This window comes from Nonomuraea antri, from assembly GCF_013283785.1.
GTDB lineage: Bacteria > Actinomycetota > Actinomycetes > Streptosporangiales > Streptosporangiaceae > Nonomuraea > Nonomuraea antri.
In genome coordinates this window covers 14067-36796 of record NZ_JABCPZ010000037.1, presented here as the reverse complement: position 1 = coordinate 36796, position 22730 = coordinate 14067, and the positions used below count along the sequence as shown (strand labels likewise).

General features: G+C 71.3%; 26 protein-coding genes. 8 read left to right on the top strand and 18 right to left on the bottom strand.

The genetic code is table 11. From position 1 onward, the window contains the following. Positions 1-24: 24 nt before the first annotated feature. A complete protein-coding gene (locus HII36_RS15125) occupies positions 25-645 on the bottom strand; it encodes a response regulator (RefSeq protein WP_173523806.1) in 621 nt (206 codons plus the stop codon). Beyond that, the gene (locus tag HII36_RS15120) at positions 642-1676 is read right to left on the bottom strand and encodes a sensor histidine kinase (RefSeq protein ID WP_173523805.1); all 1035 of its coding nucleotides are present in this window, start codon (positions 1674-1676) and stop codon (positions 642-644) included. The genes HII36_RS15125 and HII36_RS15120 overlap by 4 nt, the downstream gene beginning before the upstream one ends. A 182-nt stretch (positions 1677-1858) precedes the next feature. Here HII36_RS15120 and HII36_RS15115 point away from each other — a divergent pair, with 182 nt between their 5' ends. Continuing rightward, a complete protein-coding gene (locus HII36_RS15115; protein ID WP_173523804.1) occupies positions 1859-2377 on the top strand; it encodes a GlcG/HbpS family heme-binding protein in 519 nt (172 codons plus the stop codon). A 21-nt stretch (positions 2378-2398) separates the two neighbouring features. After that, positions 2399-2986, top strand: a complete 588-nt coding sequence (locus HII36_RS15110) for an ankyrin repeat domain-containing protein (protein ID WP_328807718.1) — start codon at positions 2399-2401, stop codon at positions 2984-2986. 21 nt (positions 2987-3007) lie between these two features. Here the strand turns inward: HII36_RS15110 and HII36_RS15105 are convergent, their stop codons facing one another. Continuing rightward, positions 3008-3916, bottom strand: a complete 909-nt coding sequence (locus HII36_RS15105) for an asparaginase (protein WP_173523802.1) — start codon at positions 3914-3916, stop codon at positions 3008-3010. Between the two features lie 60 nt (positions 3917-3976). Between HII36_RS15105 and dtd the strand changes: the two genes are divergently transcribed. Next, positions 3977-4402 (top strand): D-aminoacyl-tRNA deacylase, encoded by a 426-nt coding sequence (gene dtd / locus HII36_RS15100; RefSeq protein WP_173523801.1) that lies wholly within the window; start codon positions 3977-3979, stop codon positions 4400-4402. 38 nt (positions 4403-4440) lie between these two features. Here the strand turns inward: dtd and ygfZ are convergent, their stop codons facing one another. From ygfZ to HII36_RS15080, 4 genes are all read right to left on the bottom strand, one after another. Beyond that, entirely contained in the window at positions 4441-5379 is a 939-nt protein-coding gene (ygfZ, locus tag HII36_RS15095) for a CAF17-like 4Fe-4S cluster assembly/insertion protein YgfZ (protein WP_173523800.1), read from the bottom strand. Positions 5380-5459: 80 nt separating this feature from the next. Then, positions 5460-5873 carry a Fur family transcriptional regulator gene (locus tag HII36_RS15090; protein WP_173523799.1) on the bottom strand — a complete coding sequence of 138 codons (414 nt, stop codon included), beginning with the start codon at positions 5871-5873 and terminating at the stop codon, positions 5460-5462. 290 nt (positions 5874-6163) lie between these two features. Beyond that, a complete protein-coding gene (locus tag HII36_RS15085) occupies positions 6164-6460 on the bottom strand; it encodes a DUF2470 domain-containing protein (protein WP_173523798.1) in 297 nt (98 codons plus the stop codon). 6 nt (positions 6461-6466) lie between these two features. Next, positions 6467-6955 carry an FABP family protein gene (locus HII36_RS15080; protein WP_173523797.1) on the bottom strand — a complete coding sequence of 163 codons (489 nt, stop codon included), beginning with the start codon at positions 6953-6955 and terminating at the stop codon, positions 6467-6469. A 63-nt stretch (positions 6956-7018) separates the two neighbouring features. Between HII36_RS15080 and HII36_RS15075 the strand changes: the two genes are divergently transcribed. Next, positions 7019-7381 carry a DsrE family protein gene (locus tag HII36_RS15075; RefSeq protein WP_173523796.1) on the top strand — a complete coding sequence of 121 codons (363 nt, stop codon included), beginning with the start codon at positions 7019-7021 and terminating at the stop codon, positions 7379-7381. A 10-nt stretch (positions 7382-7391) separates the two neighbouring features. Here HII36_RS15075 and HII36_RS15070 read toward each other — a convergent pair whose 3' ends face one another. The 4 genes from HII36_RS15070 to HII36_RS15055 all read right to left on the bottom strand — a co-directional run bounded on the left by HII36_RS15070 (position 7392) and on the right by HII36_RS15055 (position 14449). Beyond that, entirely contained in the window at positions 7392-8105 is a 714-nt protein-coding gene (locus HII36_RS15070) for a type 1 glutamine amidotransferase (protein WP_173523795.1), read from the bottom strand. Continuing rightward, complete coding sequence (locus tag HII36_RS15065) at positions 8095-9324, bottom strand: MurT ligase domain-containing protein (RefSeq protein ID WP_173523794.1); 1230 nt, start codon at positions 9322-9324, stop codon at positions 8095-8097. Before HII36_RS15065 ends, HII36_RS15070 begins: the two co-directional genes overlap by 11 nt. Before the next feature lie 137 nt (positions 9325-9461). Continuing rightward, the gene (locus HII36_RS15060; protein ID WP_173523793.1) at positions 9462-12437 is read right to left on the bottom strand and encodes an ATP-binding protein; all 2976 of its coding nucleotides are present in this window, start codon (positions 12435-12437) and stop codon (positions 9462-9464) included. A gap of 71 nt (positions 12438-12508) precedes the next feature. Then, positions 12509-14449, bottom strand: coding sequence for a hypothetical protein (locus HII36_RS15055; RefSeq protein ID WP_173523792.1), 1941 nt, complete (start codon positions 14447-14449; stop codon positions 12509-12511). A gap of 168 nt (positions 14450-14617) precedes the next feature. Here HII36_RS15055 and HII36_RS15050 point away from each other — a divergent pair, with 168 nt between their 5' ends. The 3 genes from HII36_RS15050 to HII36_RS15040 all read left to right on the top strand — a co-directional run bounded on the left by HII36_RS15050 (position 14618) and on the right by HII36_RS15040 (position 17287). Beyond that, complete coding sequence (locus HII36_RS15050) at positions 14618-15301, top strand: hypothetical protein (protein WP_173523791.1); 684 nt, start codon at positions 14618-14620, stop codon at positions 15299-15301. After that, positions 15298-15942: a hypothetical protein gene (locus HII36_RS15045; protein ID WP_173523790.1), complete on the top strand. Its 645-nt coding sequence runs from the start codon at positions 15298-15300 to the stop codon at positions 15940-15942. The genes HII36_RS15050 and HII36_RS15045 overlap by 4 nt, the downstream gene beginning before the upstream one ends. Before the next feature lie 454 nt (positions 15943-16396). Beyond that, positions 16397-17287, top strand: coding sequence for a hypothetical protein (locus HII36_RS15040; protein WP_173523789.1), 891 nt, complete (start codon positions 16397-16399; stop codon positions 17285-17287). Here the strand turns inward: HII36_RS15040 and HII36_RS15035 are convergent. Together HII36_RS15035 and HII36_RS15030 are read right to left on the bottom strand one after the other, a co-directional pair. Then, positions 17274-18515 carry a hypothetical protein gene (locus HII36_RS15035; RefSeq protein WP_173523788.1) on the bottom strand — a complete coding sequence of 414 codons (1242 nt, stop codon included), beginning with the start codon at positions 18513-18515 and terminating at the stop codon, positions 17274-17276. The genes HII36_RS15040 and HII36_RS15035 overlap by 14 nt on opposite strands. A gap of 146 nt (positions 18516-18661) precedes the next feature. Further along, positions 18662-19078, bottom strand: coding sequence for a hypothetical protein (locus HII36_RS15030; RefSeq protein WP_173523787.1), 417 nt, complete (start codon positions 19076-19078; stop codon positions 18662-18664). Positions 19079-19162: 84 nt separating this feature from the next. Here HII36_RS15030 and HII36_RS15025 point away from each other — a divergent pair, with 84 nt between their 5' ends. Continuing rightward, positions 19163-19738 (top strand): helix-turn-helix domain-containing protein, encoded by a 576-nt coding sequence (locus HII36_RS15025; protein ID WP_328807717.1) that lies wholly within the window; start codon positions 19163-19165, stop codon positions 19736-19738. A 3-nt stretch (positions 19739-19741) separates the two neighbouring features. Here the strand turns inward: HII36_RS15025 and HII36_RS15020 are convergent, their stop codons facing one another. The 5 genes from HII36_RS15020 to HII36_RS15000 form a co-directional block, all read right to left on the bottom strand. Next, positions 19742-20482, bottom strand: coding sequence for a methylated-DNA--[protein]-cysteine S-methyltransferase (locus tag HII36_RS15020; protein WP_173523785.1), 741 nt, complete (start codon positions 20480-20482; stop codon positions 19742-19744). Next, complete coding sequence (locus HII36_RS15015) at positions 20479-21039, bottom strand: RNA polymerase sigma factor (RefSeq protein WP_328807716.1); 561 nt, start codon at positions 21037-21039, stop codon at positions 20479-20481. The genes HII36_RS15020 and HII36_RS15015 overlap by 4 nt, the downstream gene beginning before the upstream one ends. A gap of 100 nt (positions 21040-21139) precedes the next feature. Next, positions 21140-21445: a DUF1416 domain-containing protein gene (locus HII36_RS15010; RefSeq protein ID WP_173523784.1), complete on the bottom strand. Its 306-nt coding sequence runs from the start codon at positions 21443-21445 to the stop codon at positions 21140-21142. Then, positions 21445-22284: a sulfurtransferase gene (locus HII36_RS15005; protein WP_173523783.1), complete on the bottom strand. Its 840-nt coding sequence runs from the start codon at positions 22282-22284 to the stop codon at positions 21445-21447. Before HII36_RS15005 ends, HII36_RS15010 begins: the two co-directional genes overlap by 1 nt. Beyond that, positions 22281-22694, bottom strand: coding sequence for a DUF4395 domain-containing protein (locus HII36_RS15000; protein ID WP_173523782.1), 414 nt, complete (start codon positions 22692-22694; stop codon positions 22281-22283). The genes HII36_RS15005 and HII36_RS15000 overlap by 4 nt, the downstream gene beginning before the upstream one ends. Positions 22695-22730: the final 36 nt, after the last annotated feature.

Sequence of the window (22730 nt, the reverse complement as noted above, 5' to 3'; positions counted from 1 at the left end):
TCACGGCCGGGCGTTTCGCCCCGATCAGAGGCGGATGTAGCCGGCTTCCAGCGCCTTGCTGACGGCGGCCGTGCGCGTGTCGACGCCCAGCTTGCCGTACACGTGGTTGAGATGGGTCTTGACCGTGGCCTCGGTGATGAACAGCGCCCTGGCGATCTCCCTGTTGCCCGCTCCTCTGGCCAGCAGTTCGAGTATCTCGATCTCCCTGGGCGTGAGCGCGGGGCCCGGGTCGCGCAGGCGGCGCATCATCCGGCCAGCCACCTTGGGTGACAGGGCGGTCTCTCCCCTGGCGGCGGCCCTGATCGCCTGGAACAGCTCGTCGGGCGGGCAGGCCTTGAGCACGTAGCCGGTGGCGCCGGCGTCGATGGCCCGCACGATGTCGGCGTCGGTCTCGTAGGTGGTCAGCACCAGCACCTGGGGCGCGCCGGGCAGCGCGCGCACCTCGCGGGTGGCGGCCACGCCGTCGGGGCCCTCGCCGAGCTGCAGGTCCATCAGCACCACGTCGGGCGCCGCGGCGGCGATGCCGGCCACCGCCTCGTCGGCCCCGGACGCCTGGCCGACGACCTCCATGTCGGCCTCGCCGCCGAGCAGGGCGACCAGGCCCGCTCTGACCACCGGGTGATCGTCCACCAGGAATATCTTCATGTCGGTATCCGTGCCGCTATCGCCGTGCCTTCTCCCGGCGCGCTCTCCACCACCAGCGTGCCGCCCACCTCGGCCAGCCTGTCACGCATGGCCCGCAGCCCGTAGCCCCGGCCCGGGTCGCTCACGGCCTGGTCGAAGCCCACGCCGTCGTCGTAGACGTCGAGCGTCACCTCGCCGTCGAGATAGGCCAGCGTGACGATGATCCGGCTCGCCCCGGCGTGCTCGCGCGCGTTGGCCAGCGCGCCCTGCGCCACCCGCAGCAGCACGGCCTGGGTCTTCTCCTCCAGCGGATACGCCTCGCCCTCCTGGCGGAACTCCGGGCTCATCCCGCGCAGCGCCTCGGCCAGCGGCCGGCGGTCGAGATCGGCCGGGCCCAGGTCCCTGACGAACCGCCTGGCCTCCTCCAGGTTCGCGCCGGTGGCCGCCATCGCGGTGCGGACGTAGTGCCTGGCCCGGTCGGGATCGGACTCCCAGACCCGGTCGGCCGCCTGCAACAGCATGCGCTGGCTGGTCAGCCCCTGGGCCAGGGTGTCGTGGATCTCCCTGGACAGCCGCTCGCGCTCCTCCATGATCCCCGCCCTTCGCAGCTCCCAGAAGATCACCATGGTCATCGCCGCCACCGCGATCGGGGCCAGCACCAGGCTCGGATCGACCCGATCGGCCAGGGCGATCTGCGCCGCGATCACGGCCACCGTGAGCACCGCCGCCACCAGCACGGTCGTCCTGACCGTGAGCAGGCGCAGGCACATGAACAGCAGCGGCACCGCGCACCAGGCGAACGACGGCGCCAGCCACACCAGCACCAGCCAGCCGGCCACCACCACGCCCAGCCACCAGAGCCGCCCGGTGCGGCCCAGCCGCTCCCACAGCAGCGCTCCCGCGGCCCAGACGAGCGCCAGCGCGGCGGCGTCGGCCAGCGCTGCCACCGTACGGGCGTCGAGCGGATGCCTGATCAGCAGCCGGGCCACGGACGCGGCGAGCAGCAGGAAGAACCCGGCATGCATGGCCCGGTTCAGCCACACCCGTTCCATGACGCTCCCCCCTGGACTGACCTGACGCTAGTGGGCCAGGGCCCCCGGCCGCATCAACCGATCGATTGACCTCGCGCTCGCCCGATCGGCTCGCCGGGTTCGATCGTTCCCCCGATGTATCGCGCCGCCTGGGCGGGCAACCTGGATTGCGTCAAACATTCCCCGCTGAACTGGAGAAACTCATGAAGATCGCTGCTGCCGCGCTCGCCGGGCTGCTCCTCGTGGGCGGCGGCGCCGCCACCGCCGCGCAGGCCGCCAGTCAGTCCGAGCCCGCCTCCGCCGCCGTCACGCAGCAGACCGTGCTGAGCGCCGACGCCGCGCTGCGCATCGCCGAGGCCGTGCAGAAGGAGGCCGCCAAGCAGAAGCAGCGCGTCACCGTCGCCATCGTCGACCGCTCCGGCGCCACCCGCCTGATCCTCAAGGGCGACGGCTCCGGCCCGCAGACGGAGGAGTCGGCCAAGCGCAAGGCGTTCACCGCCGTGTCCATGGGCAGGCCCACCAGCGAGCTGGCCAAGGGCATCACCGGCGCCGGCCCCTCCATCGCCGACATCCCCGGCACCCTGTTCCTGGCCGGCGGCGTGCCCGTCGCCTCGGGCGGCGCGCCGATCGCCGGCATCGGCGTCGGCGGCGCGCCCAGCGGCGACATCGACGAGGCCATCGCCAGGGCCGGGCTCAAGGCGGTCGATGGCAAGCTCGGTTGAAGGGACATGAAAGGATCGAGCGTGCTCGACGAACAGTTGCTGACAGCCGCCGCGGCCGGTGACGCCGCCGCCGTCCGCGAAGCGGTGACCGAGGGCGCCGACCTGGAGGCCCGCGACGGCAACAGGCGTACCGCCCTGTTGCTGGCCGCCGCGGCCGACCACGTCGAGGTCGCCCAGATCCTGGTGGCCGCCGGCGCCGACCCGGACGCGCTCGACGCCCAGCACGACACGCCCTGGCTGGTGACGGGCGTGACCGGGAGCGTGGCCATGATGCGCACGCTGCTGCCGGCCGAGCCGGACATGACGATCAGGAACCGCTACGGCGGCATCTCGCTCATCCCGGCCTGCGAACGCGGGCACGTGGCCTACGTCCGCGAGGTGCTCAAGACCGGGATCAACGTCGATCATGTCAACGACCTGGGCTGGACCGGGTTGCTCGAAGCGGTCATCCTGGGCGACGGGAGCGAGCCGTACCAGGAGATCGTCCGGCTGCTGCTGGCCGCCGGGGCCGATCCCGGCCTGGCCGACCGCGACGGGGTGACGGCGCTGCGGCACGCCGAGTCCAAGGGGCAGCGGGAGGTCGCGGCGATCCTGCGCGCCGCCCGCTGAGCTTCCGCCCGCTGAGCTCCGCTAGCGGACCCGTAGTTCGCCGACGTGGCGGCCGCCGCCCAGCAGCGGCGGGGCGCCCAGTTCGGCCAGCTCGGGCGCGTCCAGGCCGAGCGAGCGCAGCGCGGCCACGGTCGCCGGCGGCCTGGCCCGCTGCGAGCCGTCCTCGATCTTGATCGTGCCCGCGCGCCCGTCCTCGAACGCGAACGCGTCGAACGCCTCGGCGCCCGCCTTCACCATGAGACCGGGCAGCGCGCGCATGAGCTTGGCCTCGGGCCGATGGGTGCCCGAGGTCCACTCGGGGAACGTGCGCATGGCGTCGAAGATCTGCCGTTCGAACGAGTCCGCCGCACCCAGCGGCAGCGACCTGAACGCCTTGGTCACGCCCAGCATCGACACGAAGAACAGCGGCGCGCCGCAGCCGTCCACGCCGCTGGCGGCCACCCGCTCGCCGGTCAGCTCCTCGACCGTGTCGCGGATCGCCCGCTGCAACGGGTGCGCCGGCTCCAGGTACGTGGTCAGCGGCCAGTCGTTGAGCACGCAGGTGGCCAGCATGGCGGCGTGCTTGCCGGAGCAGTTCATGTGCAGACGGGAGCGCTCGGTCACGGTCCTGTCGTCGGGGTAGTCCTCCGGGCACTGCAGCGCCGACTCGTCCAGCCCGGCGCCGGCCAGGATCTTGTGCACGCCGTCGAGGTGGAACGGCTCGCCCGAGTGCGAGGCGCAGGCCAGCGCGAGCAGTTCACCTTCGAGCCGCAGCCCGCTGCGCAGCATGCCGAGCGCCTGCAGCGGCTTCATGGACGAGCGCGGCGACGCCGGGACGTGCACCGCTCCCCTGGCCTCCACCGGACGGCCTTGCGCGTCCACGGTCAGAATTCGAGCGTGGTGCGTGGACTCCACGAACCCGGACCTGACAACCTCCACAACCAGCGACATTTCGCGCCCCCTTTCGGCACGAGTCTACGGAGCGTCGTTTCTGGGCCAGAATGGGATCCCATGCGAGCAGTGGTCCAGCGTGTGAGTTCCGCGTCCGTGGTCGTCGACGGGCGCACGGTCGGCGCCATCGACGAGCCCGGCCTGCTCGTCCTGGTGGGCGTCACGCACACCGACACCCGCGCCGAGGCCGCCAAGCTGGCCGCGAAGCTGTGGGGGCTGCGCGTCCTGCACGGCGAGAAGTCGTGCTCCGACATCGCCGCGCCGCTCCTGGTGATCAGTCAGTTCACCCTGTACGGCGACGCCCGCAAGGGCAGGCGGCCCACCTGGCAGGCCGCCGCCCCGGGGCCGGTCGCCGAGCCGCTGGTCGACGCCGTGGTCGACGAGCTGCGGGCTCTGGGCGCGCGGGTGGAGACCGGCAGTTTCGGCGCCGACATGAAGGTGTCGCTGGTCAACGACGGGCCGATCACGCTCGTACTCGACTTCTGAGCACGCGGGCTGCCTGAGCACGCGGGCTTCCTGGGCCGCTATCGGATCCTGCGGCGCATGGCCGGGTCGATGGTGACGTTGCGGCCCGCGTCCGGCGGCACGATGACCTCCTGAGCCGCGGCCACCCCGCCGGCCAGCAGCGGCGCGTCGACCGGGACCGTACGCTTGATCACCGCCAGCCCGATCGGGCCCAGCTCGTGGTGCCGGGCGGCCGAGCCGACCACGCCGACCTCCTGGCTCTCGAAGATCACCGGTGCGCCGTGCTGCGGCAGCGTGTCGACGCTGCCGTCGAGGTGCAGGAACACCAGGCGGCGCGGCGGGTGGCCGAGGTTGTGCACGCGGGCGACCGTCTCCTGACCTCGGTAGCAACCCTTGCTGAGGTGCACCGCCGCGCCGATCCAGCCCACTTCGTGCGGGATCGTCTTGTGGTCGGTCTCGAAGCCGAGCCGCGGCCGGTGCGCCTCGATGCGCAGGGCCTCGTACGCCCACAGCCCGGCCAGCGGCTTGCCCAGGTGGTCGGCCAGCTCGGCGCGCGGCACCAGGAAGTCTTCCGTGGCCGTGGACAGCACGGCCAGGTCGTCGGCGCGCGACACCTCGACGCGGAGCATGAACCGCATCCGGTCGAGATAGTCGATCAGGCTCTGCCCGGTGCCCGGCTCGACGTGCGCCAGCATCGCCTCGCCGTCGTCGACCAGCGTGAGGTGGTGCTGCACCCGGCCCTGCAGGTCGAGGTCGAGCGTCTGGGTCCACTGGCCGGGCGTCAGCGAGTCGAGCTTCTGCGACGTCAGGTCGTTGAGCCATTTCAGCCGATCGGCCCCCGCGATGCGGATCACCTCGCGGTTGCTGCGGTCGACGACCGCCTCACCCTTGGCCAGCGCGCGCTGCTCGGCGAACAGGTCGCCGTAGTGCGCGGCTACGTCGGCGTCCGGGCCATCGGCGGCCACGGCGCCGGGGAGATCGAGCAGAGGGCTACGCATGACTCCCAGGCTATCGGCACCCGCCACGCCACCGCCCCGGTGGTCGCCATCCGCAGTCGCGACAGCGGCCGAAGACGGTGCTATCTGCAGTTGCGGCAGCGGCCGAAGACGGTCAGGTGGCGGACGTCCGCCTCGAAGCCGAGCTCGTCCTCCAGGCCCTTGACCAGGCCCTCGGCCAGCTCCGGACGCACCTCGCTCACCTCGTCGCAGCCCCGGCACACCAGGTGCACGTGATCGGCCTCCGCGGCCAGGTGGTAGGTCGGCGCGCCGTGCCCGAGATGGGTGTGGGTGACCATGCCCAGCTCTTCGAGCAGTTCGAGCGTGCGGTAGACGGTGGAGATGTTCACCCCGCGAGCCGTCTCGCGGACCTTGACGCAGATCTCGTCGGGCGTGGCGTGCTCGAGTGTCTTGACCGCTTCGAGCACGAGCTGCCGCTGGGGAGTCACCCGGTAGCCCTTGGCACGGAGTTCCTCATGCCACTGCGTCTCCGTCATGCCCTGAGTGTACGGCCGCGAGATATTCGGTTGCCCCGTTCGCGGAGTAACGCATAACTTCGTGAGTACGCCGAAAGGAGGTGGTCCAAGCAATGGTGATTCATAGTTGGACTAGCGAGGTGGTTGTCCGCTAGTCGACGCGGACTGTTGTCTCGCGTCGCGACGGCGAATACGAGGCAACCACCGGGGCCCCTGGCAGCCGGAGGGCGGGATCCGATCCCGACCTTGGTCCATCCGGCCCGCCTGCTCAGCAGGCGGAGTGTCGCCCGGGGCCCTTCTTCATTCTCCGGTCAGTGTTGTCCTCTGGGCTCGATGCCCAGTTTCTCGCACGCCTCGCGGTAGAGCCGTACCACGGCCATGCGCACCTGGGGCCGCTCGGTCAGCGTCTCGCCCCACGGCACCCGCACCCGCTCGTCGCCGTCGACCACGAACTCGATCGCCTCGGCGTCGACGCCGGACGTGAACGCCGAGGCCGCCGCCGGCCGCCCGCCGAGACCGCGCACGATGATCAGGGCGTCGTCGGCGTGGTCGTCGTTCATGTGCCGCTTGATCGCCTCGACGACGTCAGCGGTGAAGGGGTTACTCATAACGGCTCAAGCTACCTTCTTCAGCTCCGCCGACATGTGCGACTTCAGCGGCTGCCCCACGGCGGCCATGTCGTAGGCCCACATCAGGTTGCCCTTGACCAGCCCGTACAGGCGCTTGCCCGCGGTGTACTCCTTGGCCGACTCGGTCCGCGCCACCACGTCCGTGACCAGTTCGATCTTGTGGAACACGACCTCGCCCACGTAGATCTCCACGATGCCGGTGGGGTGCGCGAGCACCACCTCGATCTGGCGCTCCGGCCTGGCCCGCCAGTAGCCGGACTCGGTGGCGAGCGGCTTGACCCGGTTCCCGTCCTGGTCGAGCAGCCAGGTGCGGCTCACGTACGTCAGGAACGGCTTGCCGTTGTGCCCGAACTCGATCTCCTGCCCGAAGTTGAAGCTCTCGATCGTCGGGTACCCGCCCACGCCCGCGCCTTCCCAGCGGCCCAGCAGGAAAGCGATCGGCTCCAGGTCAGGGTGCATCTCTGGCTCTTCCATAGCCTCTCACCCTAGTGGTGAGGTGATCGCCGCACCGCGCGTGGCGGCGGTTAGGGTGGCGGCATGGCACGATCACTGGTGATCAAGGTGACCGCCGGGGCGGATGCTCCCGAGCGCTGCAATCAGGCGTTCACGGTCGCGGCCGCCGCGCTCGCGAGCGGTGTACCCGTCTCTCTCTGGCTGACCGGCGAGGCCTCGTGGTTCGCGCTGCCCGGCCGGGCCAAGGAGTTCAACCTGGCGCACGCCGCGCCGCTGTCGGACCTGCTCGACGCCGTGCTGGCCGCCGGCCGGGTGACGCTGTGCACGCAGTGCGCGGCCCGCCGCGAGATCACGGTGGACGACCTCATCGACGGGGTGCGCATCGCCGGCGCACCTGCGTTCGTCGAGGAGGCCGTCTCCGAGGGCGCCCAGGCCCTGGTGTACTGACCCCCGCGGGTCAGCGGGACATGACGGTGTTGAGCCGTTCCTGCCTGAGCGCCTCGAAACGCGAGTCGTCGAGCGGCGCCAGGTCACCGACCCGCCACGACAGCAGCAGGTCGGCCAGCGCCGGGTTCCTGGCCAGCGCGGGCCCGTGCAGGTACGTGCCGACCACGTGCCCGGCGTAGCAGCCCTCGAAGCCGTCGCCGTTGCCCACGCCCCTGAGCGTCTTCGACAGCGGCTTCACGCCCGGCCCCAGGTGGGTGACGCCCATGTGGTTCTCGAAGCCGGTCAGCGTGGGCAGGTTGAGCGTGGCGTCGACCTCGGCGACCAGCTCGCCCACCGCCCGCGCCGGGCCGCGCGTGCTGGCGATGTCGAGCAGGCCGAGGCCGTCGACCGGCTGGCCCTCCTCGCCGCCGAACGTGCTGCCCATGATCTGGTAGCCGGCGCACACGGCCAGCATCGCCGCGCCCCTGGCGATGGCGCGGTGCAGCCCGCCGTCGCGCCTGAGCCGCTCGGCGGCCAGGATCTGGGGCCGGTCCTCGCCGCCGCCGATCAGGTAGACGTCGCCCGTCTCCGGCACCGGGTCGGCGGAGCGCACGTACGTGGTCTCCGTCTCGATGCCGCGCCGCTGGGCACGCTGCTCCAGCACCAGGACGTTGCCCTGGTCCCCGTACGTGCTCAGCAGGTCGGGGTAGATCCAGATGATGCGCAGGGCGCTGTCAGACGGCACGACCGAACTCCGATCGGATCTGCTGGAAGGCGGTGTAGTTGGCGATCACGTCGAGGCGGCCGGGCGGCTGCATGGCCAGGGCCTCGTTGAACGTGCCGCACAACGTGAACGGCACGTCCGCCACGTCGAGCCGGAGCGCCAGGTCGAGGCGGCGTTCGCCGGTGACGAAGACCGGGCGACCGCGCAGGATGCGGTAGTCGACGTCCCACAGCCAGGAGGTGTCGCGCCCGTCGGGGCCCTGGGCGTTGACCGACAGGATGATGGACTGCTGCGGGTCGCTGACGTCGAACGCCTCCAGCCACCCGGCCGGGTTCTTGGCCAGCAGCAGCCGCGCCTGACGGCCCTCGCGCTCGACCGTGGTGTAGCGGCCGGCGACGGAGGTGACCTCGCGCAGCCGGGGCAGCGCCGAGTTGACCGCCAGCCCGAACGCCTCGGCGACGGCCAGCGCCATCGCCGCGTTGGAGCGGTTGGCCAGGCCGGGAAGCTGGATGTCGAGCAGCCAGCGGTGCCCGCGCGGGTCGATCACCGCGTCGTCGTCGAGGATCCACTGCGGCTCAGGACGGTGGAACGTGCACTCCCGGCACGCCCAGTCGGCGTCTTTCCTGTCGAGCGGGCCGCCGCACTCGGGGCAGCACCAGGAGTCTTCCTTCCAGCGCTGGCCGCCGGAGACCCAGGTGACCTTGGCGGCCGTGGAGGCGCCCCAGGTGACCAGCGGGTCGTCGCAGTTGGCGATGACGTGGGTGGGCTTGCCCGACAGCGCCCTGCGCCACTTCTGCGCCAGCAGCCAGATCTCGGCGGCGCGGTCCATCTGGTCGCGGCTGAGGTTCATCAGGCAGACGACGCTCGCGCCGGTGGTCTCCAGGACCTCGGGCAGGTATTTCTCGTCGACCTCCAGCACGCCGTACGGGGCGGCCTTGTGCTGGGACAGGGCCGAGACGTGGCCGGCGGGCATGTTGGCGCCGAACGCGTTGGTGGCCACCTCGCCCAGCTCCAGCAGCGCGGAGGTGATGAGCCTGGTGGTGGTGGTCTTCCCGTTGGTCGCGCTGACCAGGGCGAGCTTGCGGTCGCGGGCCAGTTGGCGCAGCAGGTCGGGTTCGAGCATCAGGCCGACCCGGCCGCCGATCACCGAGCCGTCGCCGCGGCCGGTCATCCTGGACAGTGTGGCCGCGCTGCGGCCGAGTGCGCTCGCGAGCTGCGCCCGCAAAGGAAGCTGGGTCATGCCGGAACCTCGCCTCGCGGGTTGCCGCCGATGGGCTCAGCGACTCGATTGTGCTGACTCCGCTCGCTCATGCACATGGATCCTAGTCGGCTCAGCGGCCGCGGCGACCCCTGCATCGGCGGGTTGACGAAAAGCGGTCACGACGCGGGCGAGGGGTGGCCGGAGTCGACGAACGCGATCTCCGGGGCGCCGCCGTGGTCGAACGGGAGCACGAACCTGCGCGGCCACGACAACACCCCCTCCAGCCACGCCGCCCCCATGGTTTGGCCCACGTACCTGAGCCTGGCCGAGGCCTCGATGCCGATGGCGACGGTGGTGATGTCGCGCTGCACGCCCTCGTTCTCGTCGTCGCCGAGGATCACCCGCCAGGCCAGCGCCCGGTTGCGGTCGACCTCCATCGACAGCGGGTGGTGCCGCAGTGCCTTGGCCCGGTGGCCGAGCAGCTCGGTGTGCACCAGGTCGGCGCTGTCGCCGTCGGCGGCCTGGCGGAACAGCGCGTACTCCATGGGCGGTGCGGGGGCGCGCAGGTCGGGAGCCGGCCTGCCGTACGGGAAGAGCCTTTCCACCTCGTGCAGCCAGCGCACCTGCGGGATGACCCACGACGCGCCAGGACGGTCGCCGCCGCTCTCCAGCGAGCCCAGCAGCCGGTTGGCGGCCTCGGCGGCCTTCTCCACCAGCAGCGCCGGGTCGAACCAACTGCGCAGCGACCAGGCTCGGCGCTGCACCGAGCGTTCGACGAGGGTGGCGAGCAGGCATTCGCGGCGCCTGGCCGGCAGGTCGGCCCAGGCGGTGGCCAGCGCGCGCGGCACGCCGGGCAGCGGCCGGTTGCTGACGAAGGCGAGCACCACGGTGTCGCACCAGATGCGCAGCCAGGCCCAGTCGGGGGCGTCGGCGAGCACGTCGGCCTCGCGCAGCTCGACGAGCGTGCACGCCTGGCCGGTGCGGCACTGGTGGCCGCAGGCGGCCGACCTGCGGCCGCGGATGGGCGGCGGCGGGCCAGGCACCAGCCGCTCGCGTGACTCGCCGAGCGGCACGCGCACGCGCAGCGGCCGGTCCATGCCGTCGGCGAAGACGGCGGCGCAGCCCGGCGGCAGCGACACGACCTGCCTGGACTGTTCCTCGCTGAGGTTCATGGCCGCGCCGACGAGCTGCCTGTCGTCCTCGGCGGGCAGCCGGTGCACGACCTTGAGCGCGGTGTTCTTGACCACGTCGGAGATGAGCTTGGTGGGGATCTGCTCGGCCACCACGATGCCCTCGCCGTACGCCCTGACCTCCGCCAGCAGCCCGGCCAGCAGCTCCACGGCGTGCGTGGAGGCCCGGCCGTGGCCGCGGTCGCGCAGCAGCCGGTGCGCCTCCTCGATCACGATCACGTGCCGCAGGTCGGGCGACTTCTCCTGCCTGGCCCGCATGCGCAGGTGCTCGACGATCCTGATGATCAGCGTGCCCATGAGGAACGCCTTGTCCTCGTCGTTGGCCACGTCCTCGATGGCCAGGACGACGTTGCGCTCCAGCAGGCCGCCGACGTCGGCCGGGTGCCCGCCTTCGAAGAAGCGCCCGGCCGAGCCGACGCGCAGCGAGCGCAGCCGCAGCGAGATGAAGCCCTCGACGTCGGCCTGCACCTCGCGCCCGTAGCCGATCTCCTTGATCACGTCCATGGCGTGCTGCTGGAGCTGTTCCAGGGTGGGCACGCTCGGCGGCACGCTGGAGCCGGGCACGGCGCCGCCGGTGACGACGTCCCAGCCGGTGGCCTCGTAGACGCGCTGCAGCGCCAGCGACATGATCTGCGGGAACGGCTCCTCGGCGTCGAAGGCGGCCATGAACAGCGCCCGCACCATGTCGATGTGCGCCTGCACCGGGTAGCCGGGCTCGGGTTCGAGCGGGTTGATGCTGAACGGCACCCCTGCCGGGGCCGACGGGTTGATCACGGTGACCGGTCCGAGCGCTTCGATGCGCCCGGCCATGGCGGCGTACTCGGACTTGGCCGGCTCGATGGCCAGCCACGGGATGCGGGCCCCGCTGAGCTGTTCGAGCAGGTGCCTGACCGTCTGCGACTTGCCCGAGCCGGTGGCGCCGGTGACGAACGCGTGCCTGTTCAGCGTGGCCAGCGGCACCCGGAACGAGCCCACGCCCCGGTCCTGGCCGTCGAGGATCTCGCCCAGCTCCAGCTCGCCGCCGTTGGCCTCGGAGGTGACGTCGAAGAAGCCGGAGTCGAGCACGCGGACGCCGGGCACCTCGCGCCTGGGCAGCCCGGCCAGCGCGGCCAGCGCGCCCGCCGTGGCGGCGAACGGCGCGGCGGCGCCGTCGGGCTGGTCCTGCACGATCATCGACAGCGCCTCGCTCAGCGGGTGCACCGAGCCCTGCGCGCTGCGCAGCCGGTACGGGTGGTGGCTCATCTCGACCGAGCCGACCAGCACCGGGGCGATCTGCCGCAGTTCCTCGGCGGTCGCGCCGCCGGCCAGCACCCGGACGTTCCACAGCCCGGCCTCGCGGAAGGCGTCCAGCTCCTGCATGCGGCGCTCGGCGCGTTCGGCGTCGAAGCGTGAGCGCTCGGAGGCGTCGCCGTACTGGCGCAGCACGTTGAGCTGGGTACGCAGGTGCGCCACCTCGGCGTCGAGCAGGTCGGTCGGCTCGGCCACCACCAGCCAGCCGAACGGCCGGGACATCAGCGTGACCAGCGTCGACTCGAACAGCGTGGGCCGCTTCAGCTCGTCGGGGTCGAACTCGCGCCGCCCGCCCAGCGGCGGCGCCTGACGGCCCGGGCAGGGGGTCCACACCAGGTCGGCCAGGTCGGCCAGGTACTCCTCGTCGAGCTGCACGCCGCGCGCGCCGCCGGGGAACAGCAGCGGCTGGGGGCCGCTCTGCCTGGCCGGCAGGTCGGTGGCGCGGCGCGGCTGCCGTGGGGGCGACAGCGGGCCCGCGTTGGTGATCAGCTCCAGGGGCGCGCCCGAGCCGCGCGACAGCCAGCCGATGACGAACGGCTTGTCACGCTGGGCCGCTGACAACACGGCCGGCAGCACGGTGACGAAATCCCATTCGGCCGACGAGCTACGCGAGGGCGCCGCGATCGACTGGATTCGGTACCAGGGCCCGCTCAGCGCGACACTGGACTGCATTTCATCCCCCCACAGACGGTTCCTTAGTAAAGTCCGCCTACCGCCGCCACATCACCTCTAAGTTGACCAGGTCATTGCCTGCCCTTGCGCCAGTCCAGGCGTGGCGGTGGTGGCCCCAGGTTGGGCGGCGGCTCTCCGTTCCCGTCGCCGGGGTCGAGCGACAGCACGGCGTCGCGGACGTCCTCCAGCTCGCCCAGCGTGGTCTTCGGGAAGGTGAGTATGGCCGGGTTCGCGTCGGCCAGGCGTACCCGGCGGCCCTGCGCGGTGGCGTCGGTGACGATCACGGACGTGGTGGGGAGCTGCTGGAGCTGGTGCGGCTCGACCAGGAACTCGCGCGAGCGCTGCAGCACCCGCTCCTTCTCGGAGATCTTGTCGGCGGTCCTGCCCCACTCGGTGGACTCGGTGATGTCCTCGGCCAGGTCGGCCCGGCTCTCCGCGCGTTCCTCGCGGTCGTCGTCCACCTGGGAGATGGTGGAGGTGTAGCCGCCGTCTAGCCCGGGCAGCGACTCGCTGATCGTCTCGGTGAGCTGGGCCAGCTCCAGCCGGTGCTCGGTGCCGACGTGCTCGCTGGCCACGCGGGCGTCCTCGGCGTTGCCCAGCCGCATGAACGCCACCGCCGCGTGCCCGCGGCCGAGCCGTTCCCTGACGGTGGGGGTCAGCGACCGGTAGGTCAGCACCAGCCCGGTACGCGAGGTCTCGCAGGCGTCCATCAGCCGGTCGAGCACGTCGCCGCGCAGCTTGTCGGCGCCCGCGACGATGATCGTGTGGTACCAGGGCCGGTCGGAGGCGGGCGACTGGCGCAGGATGTGGGTGAGCGCGGTGGCCACGTACGTGCCGAGCACCCGGTTGCCGAACACCCCGGCCTGCCGGTCCATGCTCACCACCCGCAGCCTGGCCGGCGGCAGCCGCACGGCCTGGGTGCCGAGCGTCTCCAGCTTGCGTAACTGCGACTCCAGCGCCCAGGCCCGCTCGATCACCACCCGGTCGCTGACGCCGCGGCCGAACAGGGTGCCGATGCGTTCGAGCTGGGTGGCGGTGATCAGGCCGAACTTGAGGTCGTCGCGCGGGTCGCCGACCTGGGCCAGCGCCCTGAGCGCGGCGGTGACCTGGCTGATCGTGGCGTTCTCGCCGAGCACTTCGAGCACCCGCTCCAGGATGGCGTTGTCGAAGCTGAGGTCGCGCGTGGTGCGATGTTCCTCGCTGACGCTGACGACGTGGGCCAGCACGTCCGCGAACGCCTCGGGCTTGAGCGTGGCGCCCAGGTCGAGCCTGGGCAGGTCCACCGGCAGCACCCAGACCAGCGGGTCGTCGCCGCCCTTGCGGGCCAGCTCGATCAGGTCCTTGGCGATCGCGCCCTCGGACAGGTCGAGCACGGTCAAGTGGCCGCCGCTGTACAGGCGGGTCGCGCCGAGCAGCGTGACCAGCGCCGACCAGCCGGGCAGCGTGCCGCCGGCCACGTCGATGCGGTCGATCTCGTCGGGCACGGCGACGGCGTACCAGGTGAGCTGGCGGTCGTGGCGGTCCTTGGACTCCTGCCACTCGCGGTAGCGCTGGGCGTGTTCCTCCTGCGCGTGGAACAGCTCCTTGTCACGTTCCTGACGTTGCCGGTCGTCCCTGGCGCGCTGTTCGAGCACCCGGTACTTGACCGCCCTGTCACCCTGGAGCAGCGCGTAGCTGCAGATGCCCGCCACGCCGCCGGTCGCGACCAGGCCGATCAGCGTGAACTGCCACGCCAGGTAGCCGGCCACCGCGAGCACCAGGAACAACCCGCTCAGGACCAGCATGAACACGCGGACGGCGCGTACCGGCCGGTTGAGCATGTCCTCCTGCAGCCGCTCGCGCCGCAGCAGCTCCTGCTCCTCGGCATCGGGGCCCTCGACCGGACGCGGCTCCTCGGCCGGTGACGGACGTTTGGGCGGCGGACCCGGGTCGGGATGCAGCAGGATGTACTGCCAGCCCAGGTAGATGCGGTCCGCCTGGAGCTGTGCATGCTCAGGATGCACGTCCGCCACGTGACCCTCCGGCCAGCGATATGTCTGTTGTAGTAGGGTCCAGCCCTTCCGCTCCGTGACAGCGTATGAGCTAGACACCCTATTGCGGCAGGGTTATCGGCAATTCGACCAGCCCGATGGGAGGATTGGGGCGGTTGGTGCGGGCGTGACCTATTACCATCCTTACCCATGACGGAACCCTCCGGCGGCAACGACAAACCGAAACGCCCCGTAGCGGTGCCCGCAGTGGCGCTGGTGAGCCTCACGGCCATCGGCGTCATCGCTCTGCTCGGCGGACTGAACGAGGCCCCGGATCCCGCGCCCGACGCGCTCAACCAGGGCACGATCCTCGACCAGGGCCGCTACAACACCCGGTTCGTGGAATCGCGCGTGAAGGTGGAGAAGGCCGAGTCGACGCTCGACGAGGACAAACGGTTCGTGGAACTGGTCTTCGACGTCACGAACAAGGGCGACGAGACCTCGGGCATCGGGATCCCGCCCGACCCGGCGAAGCCCGAGCTCGCCTACCTCGGGGACTCGTTCGCCAACTCGCTGATCAAGATCACGCCGGCGTTCCCCAAGGATTCGGGACCGTTCGTCTTCGCCCTGAGCAAGGGCGGCAGTGAGACCAGGCAGCTGCACCCGGGGGTGAGCAGCCAGGTCATCGTGCGCTACAAGCTCGGCGCGACGGAGCAGCCACCGGAGAAGATCACCTTCGACGTGGCGGCCTTCGAGTACACGGCGGGCTTCGAGGACCAGCGACGTCAGTGGAAGATGGTGGCCAAAGAGGTGGACGGCAAGTTCTTCCCGGAGATCAAGGCGCGCGTGACCCTTCCGGTCAAGGCCCCGGTCCAGGGCGGTGACGGCACATGACCACCACCGCTGAGCCGCGCGCCGCGGCCGCACCCTCGCGCCGCGGCCGCCGCGCCGCCCCGAGGCCGGGCGGGTCGCCGCTGCTCAACATCGCGATCGGGCTGCTGCTCGCGGGCGGCGCCGTCGGGCTGCAGACGCTTCACCTGACGGCCGACGAGACGGGCGCCCCGGTGACGTACGTGGGCGACAAGGGCGAGGACGTCGACGCCCGGCGCTTCACCGTGCGGCTCGACTCGTTCGTGGCGGCCAAGGCCATCCAGAGCAGCACCAAGACCGTCGAGACCGACCACGTCTTCCTCATCGTCACCGCGTCGGCCAAGTCCAGTCTGAAGCCGTACCATCTGGGCCAGCCGATGCTGCTGACCAGCGACGGCAAGAAGTTCGCCGCCACCGACCGGGTGGACCGCGGCGCGACCCTGGCCAACACCTGGATGCAGCCGGACATCTGGGTCAGCGGCCGGTTCTTCTTCGACGTGCCCGCGTCCGTGCTGGCCGGCGCGCGGGTGGTGTTCGGACTGCCGCCCGAGGTGCTGGTGGAGCCGTTCCGGCCGGAGGTCGAGATCGACCTCGGACTGGACGAGGAGGCCGCGCGCAAGCTCACGGCCTCGCCGCAGCCCGTCTACTCCATCGTCAAGAAGTGATCCCGTGAGCACGAACGAGCGCGACTGGTTCGCACCGATGAACGACCGGCGGCCCGAGGAAGAGCAGCAACAGCAGCAGCCGCCGACCGGGCAGACGCCGCCACGCCACCAGGAACCACCACACACCCCCGGCCCTGGCACGCCTCCCGGTCCCGGCACGGCTGCTGGTCCTGGCATGCCCCCGGGCCCCGGCATGCCTCCTGGTCCTGGCATGCCCTCGGGTCCCGGCATGCCGCCGCCTGGGCAAGGGGTGCCGCCCGCCGGTCATGGGTTGCCGCAGCGGCCGAGCCCGCGCCACAGCGCGCCGCCTCCCGCTCATCCCGGCCCGCCTCCAGGCCACGCCGGGCCACCTCCAGGGCACGCCGGTCCGCCTCCGGGCCACGGCATGCCCCCAGGTCCCGGCATGCCGAACCCTGGGATGGGACAGCACCCCGGGATGGGACCGGGTCCCGGGATGCCGTATGGGCAGGACCCGTACGGGCGGCCCCGGTCGTTGCATCCCGATCAGCAGGTCTGGCCCCCGGCGCAGCGTGGCGAGTCCGTCGGCAGCAGCACGCAGCCCATCCCGGCCATCCACCCCTCCATGCCGCTACCCCAGCGGCGGCCGCACGCCCAGCAACCGCAACAGCCGCACCCCCAACAACCCCACATCCAGCAGCCGCACGTCCAGCAGCCCCCGCAAGCCGGCCCGCCGCAGAACCCGCAGCCGAGCGCGGACCAGAGCGCTCCTCCAACCCCCCAGGAAGACGCGCCCGCGGACCCGCAGGACGCCGCCGCCCAGCCGCCCGCGCGCCGGCGCATGCTCCTGGTCGGCGCGGCCGCCGTGGCGGCGTGCCTCATCACCGTGGGCGCGAACGCCTACGACGGCTACCTCTTCTACGAGAAGACGACCACCAAGGAGACCAGGGAGATCGCCGTCGCGGCCGGCCAGGCCGGCAAGGTCTACAACATCGAGTGGAAGGCGACGGTCGCGCCCATGCCGGCGCCCGCGGGGACCAAGCACGGCCCCGAGGTCACCTGGCTGAAGGTGGACGTCTCGCAGAAGCTGCTCGACGAGGCCAACGCCACCATGATCGGCGCCCCGGACGAGGTCAGGCTGAAGGACCGCGCGGGACGTTCCTGGGTCGTCGAGCTCCAGACCGACGGCCGCCCGACGGACCGGCTGGAGCTGGGCAAGGAGTACAAGATCCCGGGGGTGGCGATCGTGCCGGCGGCCGTGGCGAACGAGGTCGAGCTCTCCTTCAGGCCCAGCGGCTACCGCTCCGACACCCCCACGGCCGAGCTGTTCAAGCGCGGTGACGCCGTCAAGCCGGACGTCGACGTCCTGCGGTTCAGACGTCGCTGAGCGGTTCGCCCTTCATCCGCGCCCGGGTGGCGGCCAGGTCGTACGTGGCCGCCAGCAGCGCCATGGAGAGCACGGTCACGACCAGTTCGTGCACGAACGTCACCGGCGCGACCTTGAACGCCCAGGCCCAGTCCACCTGCGAGCCGATCAGGGTCACCGCGACGCGCTCGGCGTACTGCGCGGCCACGGTGATGGCCACGTAACACAGGCACATCATGCCGAACAGGGGCGCACCGCCCTTGACGATCATGCGCATGGAGTTGGCCAGCGGCAGCCAGCGGTCCTTGAACCCGCCGGTGACCTGGTCGAACGACTTCTGGGTGAGGTCGTGGCTGCCTTCGAGCCGGTCCACGCCCCGTTCCAGCCTGGTGCCCTTGACCAGGGTGCGCGCCTCGTCGGAGAAGGCGCCGAACACGAGCATCGCCACGGTGAGCCAGGCCAGCGGGATGGCGACGGCGTCGATGAAGTACGGCCAGAACTCGCCGAAGGCGTCGGTGATCGTCTTCCACAGCGGCAGGTCCTTCTGCGCCTGCTCCCAGAGTTCCTTGGTGCCCGAGACGACGCTGCGGTGGTCCGTCCATTCCGAGCGCAGGTCGGCGAAGGCGAAGGTGGCGTTGAGCCCGTAGAAGACGAAGGCGAACTCGGAGAAGGCGGCGGCGAAGCCGGCCAGTTGCCCCTTGCCCTGCTCCACGAGCTTCGCGAACAGCATCTTCAGCCCGAACGTGACCACCATCGCTCCGAGCGACACCCGCCAGTCGAGGTCGATCAGGCTCTTGCCGACCTGCGATTCCTCGCCGAACCAGGACGCCTCGGTCAGCTCGTAGAAGTGGTGGTTCATGTCCATGGTCTGCAGGTCCCTGGCGTCCTCCGCGTGGAATCCCCAGGCCAGGTAGAGCACCGCGAAGGCGGGGGCCACCCGGTCGAGCACCCGGAAGAAGCGCTCGTCCTCGACGCCTTCGCCGCGTCGCGCGCGCATCTCCCACAGCGCGCCGCGCAGGGTGTAGAGCAGGCCGGTGGTGACCGTCATGGCCGCCATGACGATCAGCGTGAGCAGCGTCATGGTGGCCACCAGGCGGACCTGACGCCACTCGCCGTAGGCCACTTCCGTCGCGCCGAACAGGAGCGCGTAGCGCACCGCCTGGCCCGCGGCGTACCAGAGGATCAGCGGCACGGCACACTTGCCCGCCAGGCGGAGTGCGTGCAGGGGCAGCGAGTACGGCGACGGCATCCGCTGAGCCGGTGTAGGCCCAGGTCGGGGCGGGGCGGTCACACCTGACGATCCGGACATCTGCTGAATCGTAGCGGTCTGCCCCAGATGCCGCAGCAGCAACTCGGGAAGCGAGACGCTAATGCGGCCCGCGGCGTACCGGAGGATCAGCGGGGATCGGGGTAGGCGCTCCGCCCGAGCGGGCACGGATGGCGCACGTGGCGGTTGGGGCAGCAGATCATGCCGATCGTGACGAACCTGCCGTCCCGCAGCCACTCGCCCCACTGCACGTCCACGCCGCGCGGCAGCACGTCCCTGGCCGCGGCGAGCCGCAGGTCCGCGCCGATCCCGTCGGGCCGCGGAAAGCCGGCTCTGGCCCGCTCATAACGCGCCGACAGCCATTCCAGCGCCGGCTGCAATTCGGTGAACGTGGCGGCGATCCTGGACCGCGGCTTGGCCAGCCAGTCGCCGGTGAGCATGGGCGGCAACGGCGAACTCGGAAACTCCGGCGAATCGGGGCGTCTTTCCGGCTCCCAGCCGCGTTCCTCGCCCGCGCCGGTCCACGTGTAGGCGTGCCAATGCATGACCCCGTCCCGAACGGTCGCGGTGGCCTCCTCCTTGTTTGCTTCCCCGGCCCCTTTCCTTAAAAGCGCTTAACCTGCGACGAAATGCGGAAAGTGCGGCACCATGGCGGTATGGAACCGCGGCCAGCGATCGACACCGACCCGCGTCTGGTGGGAGACCGATTGCGGCGATTGCGGCAGGCGCGCGGCGTTTCTCTGTCCGAACTCGCCAGGCGCGCCGGAATCGGGAAGGCCACCTTGTCGGGCGTGGAAACCGGCACGCGCAATCCGACGCTGGAAACGCTCTGGGCGATCACCGCGCAGCTCGGCGTCCCCATCGGCGCCATCCTCGACACGCCGGCCGAGCCCAAGGTGGTGCGCGGCTCCGCGGTGGAGGCCGAGCTGCTGGAGTCCTTCGAGGACGAGCACGTCACCTACGAGCTGTACCGGCTGCGGGTGCCGCCGGGCATCACCCAGACCTCGCCCGCGCACCACGAGGGAGTGAGCGAGCACATCACGGTCTTCAGCGGCACGCTCAGTGCCGGCCCGCTGGACGCGCCGCTCACCGCCGGGCCCGGCGATCACATCTCGTGGCGCTCGGACGTGCCGCACGGCTACCGGGCGCACGGCCCGGACATCGTCCGGGCCACGCTCCTCATGCGTTACCCCGCCAAGCCGTGAGGTTCAGGCGGCGAGCGCGGGCTTGCAGACGCGGCAGGGACGGTAGCCGGCCGCCCGGGCCTGGGCGAGGGTGCGGAAGCCGTGCCGGTGCGCGGGCGTGATGCGCCTGGCGTTGTGGCAGGTCGGGAAGCACACCACCCCGGTCGTGTCGCTGGCCAGGTAGAACACCCGCTCCCCGGCCAGTTCCCTGACCCGGTCCAGGTCGGCGCCCTCGGCGGTCAGCAGCCGTTCCTTGGTCGACGCGCCGAACACGTACTCGCCCACCGCGCCGTCGGAGCGGGTGACCCGGTGGCAGGGGATGAGCAGCGGCACCGGGTTGCGGGCCAGCGCGGTGCCCACCGCGCGGACGGCTCTGGGCCGGCCGATCTGGGCGGCGATCCACGCGTACGGCCTGACCTCGCCGCGCGGGATGGTCTGGGCGGCGCGCAGCACGTCGCGCTGGAAGTCGCTCACGTCGCGCAGGTCCAGGCGCAGCCCGTTGAGCCGGCCGGTGCGCAGCGCGGGCAGCAGTCCGGCGGGCGGCCGCTCGGCGGGCAGCAGCGGACGGCCGAAGCGCGCTCTGAAGGCCGCGCCGAAGCCGGGGCCGTCGTGCACGAACGCGATCCCCTGGTCGGTGTAGGCCACCCGGACCTCGCCCACCGGGCCGGGGACGCGGACCCAGCGGGCCGCGATCCGGTCGAACAGCCCGTCGGGCGCGTCGGTGGCCAGCGCCGCGAGTCCGGCGAGCAGGCGATCCTCAGTCATCGGGCACCTCCCAGTGCGCGCAGCCGCTTCAGTCCCCGCGACACGTGTGACTTCACCGTGCCCTGCGGGAGGTCGAGCACGGTGGCGATCTCGCTGACCGGCAGGTCGACGACGTGCCTGAGCACGACCGCCGCCCGCTGCTCGGCCGGCAGCAGGTCGAGCAGGTCGGACAGCTCGTCGCTGGTCTCGCGGCGCACGGCCGCGTCCTCGACGTCCTGGCCGGGGTCGGCGCCGTCGATGGGCTCGTCGTACAGGTCGGGTGGTGGTTTGCGTGACTTGTGCCGCGCGCAGTTGCGCCAGACGTTCATCAGGATGGTCATCACCCAGGCCCGCGGCTGGAGCTCGGCGATGCGCGCGCGGTCGTAGCCGGCCAGCGCGCGGTAGGCGCGCAGGAACGCCTCCGCGGTGAGGTCTTCGGCGTCGGCCCACCGTCCGCTCAACCGCAGCGCCGTCGAGAAGACCAGCCCGCGGTAGGCGCCGTACAGCTCGGCGAACCCTTCGTCCAGGTCGTCGAGCAGCGCCTTCCGCACCGGGTCGAGACAGTCGATAGCACTCACATCCGTCTATAACACCGCGTCCGCCGGATCGGTTGCACCTGCCGGCCGGAAACGCGGAAGGCCCGCGTCCTCGACGGACGCGGGCCTTCTACGGTAGTGCTCAGACCGCGACGGCGAGCTGGGACACCTCGCCCAGCTTGGCCTCGACCTGGACGTCCCTGGTGACCCCGCCGCCCGCGATGATGCGGACGGTCCAGTCACCCGGGGCGGCGAAGAAGCGGAAGACGCCGTCGTCGGACACGACGACCTCACCGGTGAACTCGCCCGAGTGGTCGAGCAGCCGCGCGTAGGCGGTGCTCGTGCCCGTGACCACGCCCTGGATCACGGCCTGGGTGGAAAGGTCGATTCCGGCCGGCAGCGCGATGGTCTGCTCCGGCGCTCCGCAACCCTGTGCAGTCGTCGTCATCAGCGGGCCTCTCCCAGCTCGATCGGCACGCCCACGAGCGAGCCGTATTCGGTCCACGAACCGTCGTAGTTCTTCACGTTGGCCTGGTCGAGCAGCTCGTGCAGCACGAACCAGGTGTGCGCCGAGCGCTCGCCGATGCGGCAGTAGGCGATGGTGTCCTTGCCGAAGTCGACGCCGGCCGCGCCGTAGAGCGTGCGCAGGTCGTCGTCGGACTTGAACGTGCCGTCGTCGTTCGCGGCCTTGGACCACGGGATGTTGCGGGCGGTCGGCACGTGGCCGGCGCGCTGCGCCTGCTCCTGCGGCAGATGGGCCGGGGCGAGCAGCTTGCCGGTGAACTCGTCGGGCGAGCGCACGTCGACCAGGTTGAGCTTGCCGATGGCGGAGACCACGTCGTCGCGGAAGGCGCGGATCGCGGTGTCCTGCTCGCTGGCCACGTACTGGGTCTTGGCGCGCTGCGGCACCTCGGTGACCAGCTCGCGGGAGTCGAGCTCCCACTTCTTGCGGCCGCCGTCGAGCAGCTTGACGTTCTCGTGGCCGTAGAGCTTGAAGTACCAGTACGCGTACGCCGCGAACCAGTTGTTGTTGCCACCGTAGAGCACCACGGTGTCGTCGTTGGAGATACCGCGGTCGGACAGCAGTGCCTCGAAACCGGTCTTGTCCACGAAGTCGCGGCGGACCGGGTCCTGCAGGTCCTGCTGCCAGTCGACCTTCACGGCGCCACGGATGTGGCCCTTGTCGTAAGCGCTGACGTCCTCGTCGACCTCGACGAGTACGACACCGGCGGTGTCGAGGTTGGCCTCGACCCAGTTGGCGTCCACCAGGGCGGCGGAGCGGCTCATTGGGAAACCTCCATGTTGGCGGCGGGCAGTAGACGGCGAATCAGCAGGTACATCTCGCAGCCAAGGCAGAATCCGAAGGCTGCGTTGAGGAAGGCGGCGAGGAGAGCCGCGGCCGTGGCCACGAGGGCCAGCGGCATGATCCCGGCGATGAATCCGATCAGCCCCGCGACCGCGAAGATCAGCCCCACCCCCTGCGCGAAACGCGGCGGGCGGGCGTCTTCGGTCTCCTTCGGCACGCTCCTGACGAGGAGCTTGAAGAGCATCGTGTACGGCGAGCGGTACGCCACTCCGAGTGCGAAGACCACTGCCTGGGCCGCCAACGGCCAGACGCTCTCGGTCACCAGGACGAGAGCGAGCACCAGGGTCGTGACGGCCGCGCCGAAGCGCAGCGCTCTAGGGTCGGCACGCATCGTGGGATGCTCCTGAAGGGGTCGGGTGGGGGCGGA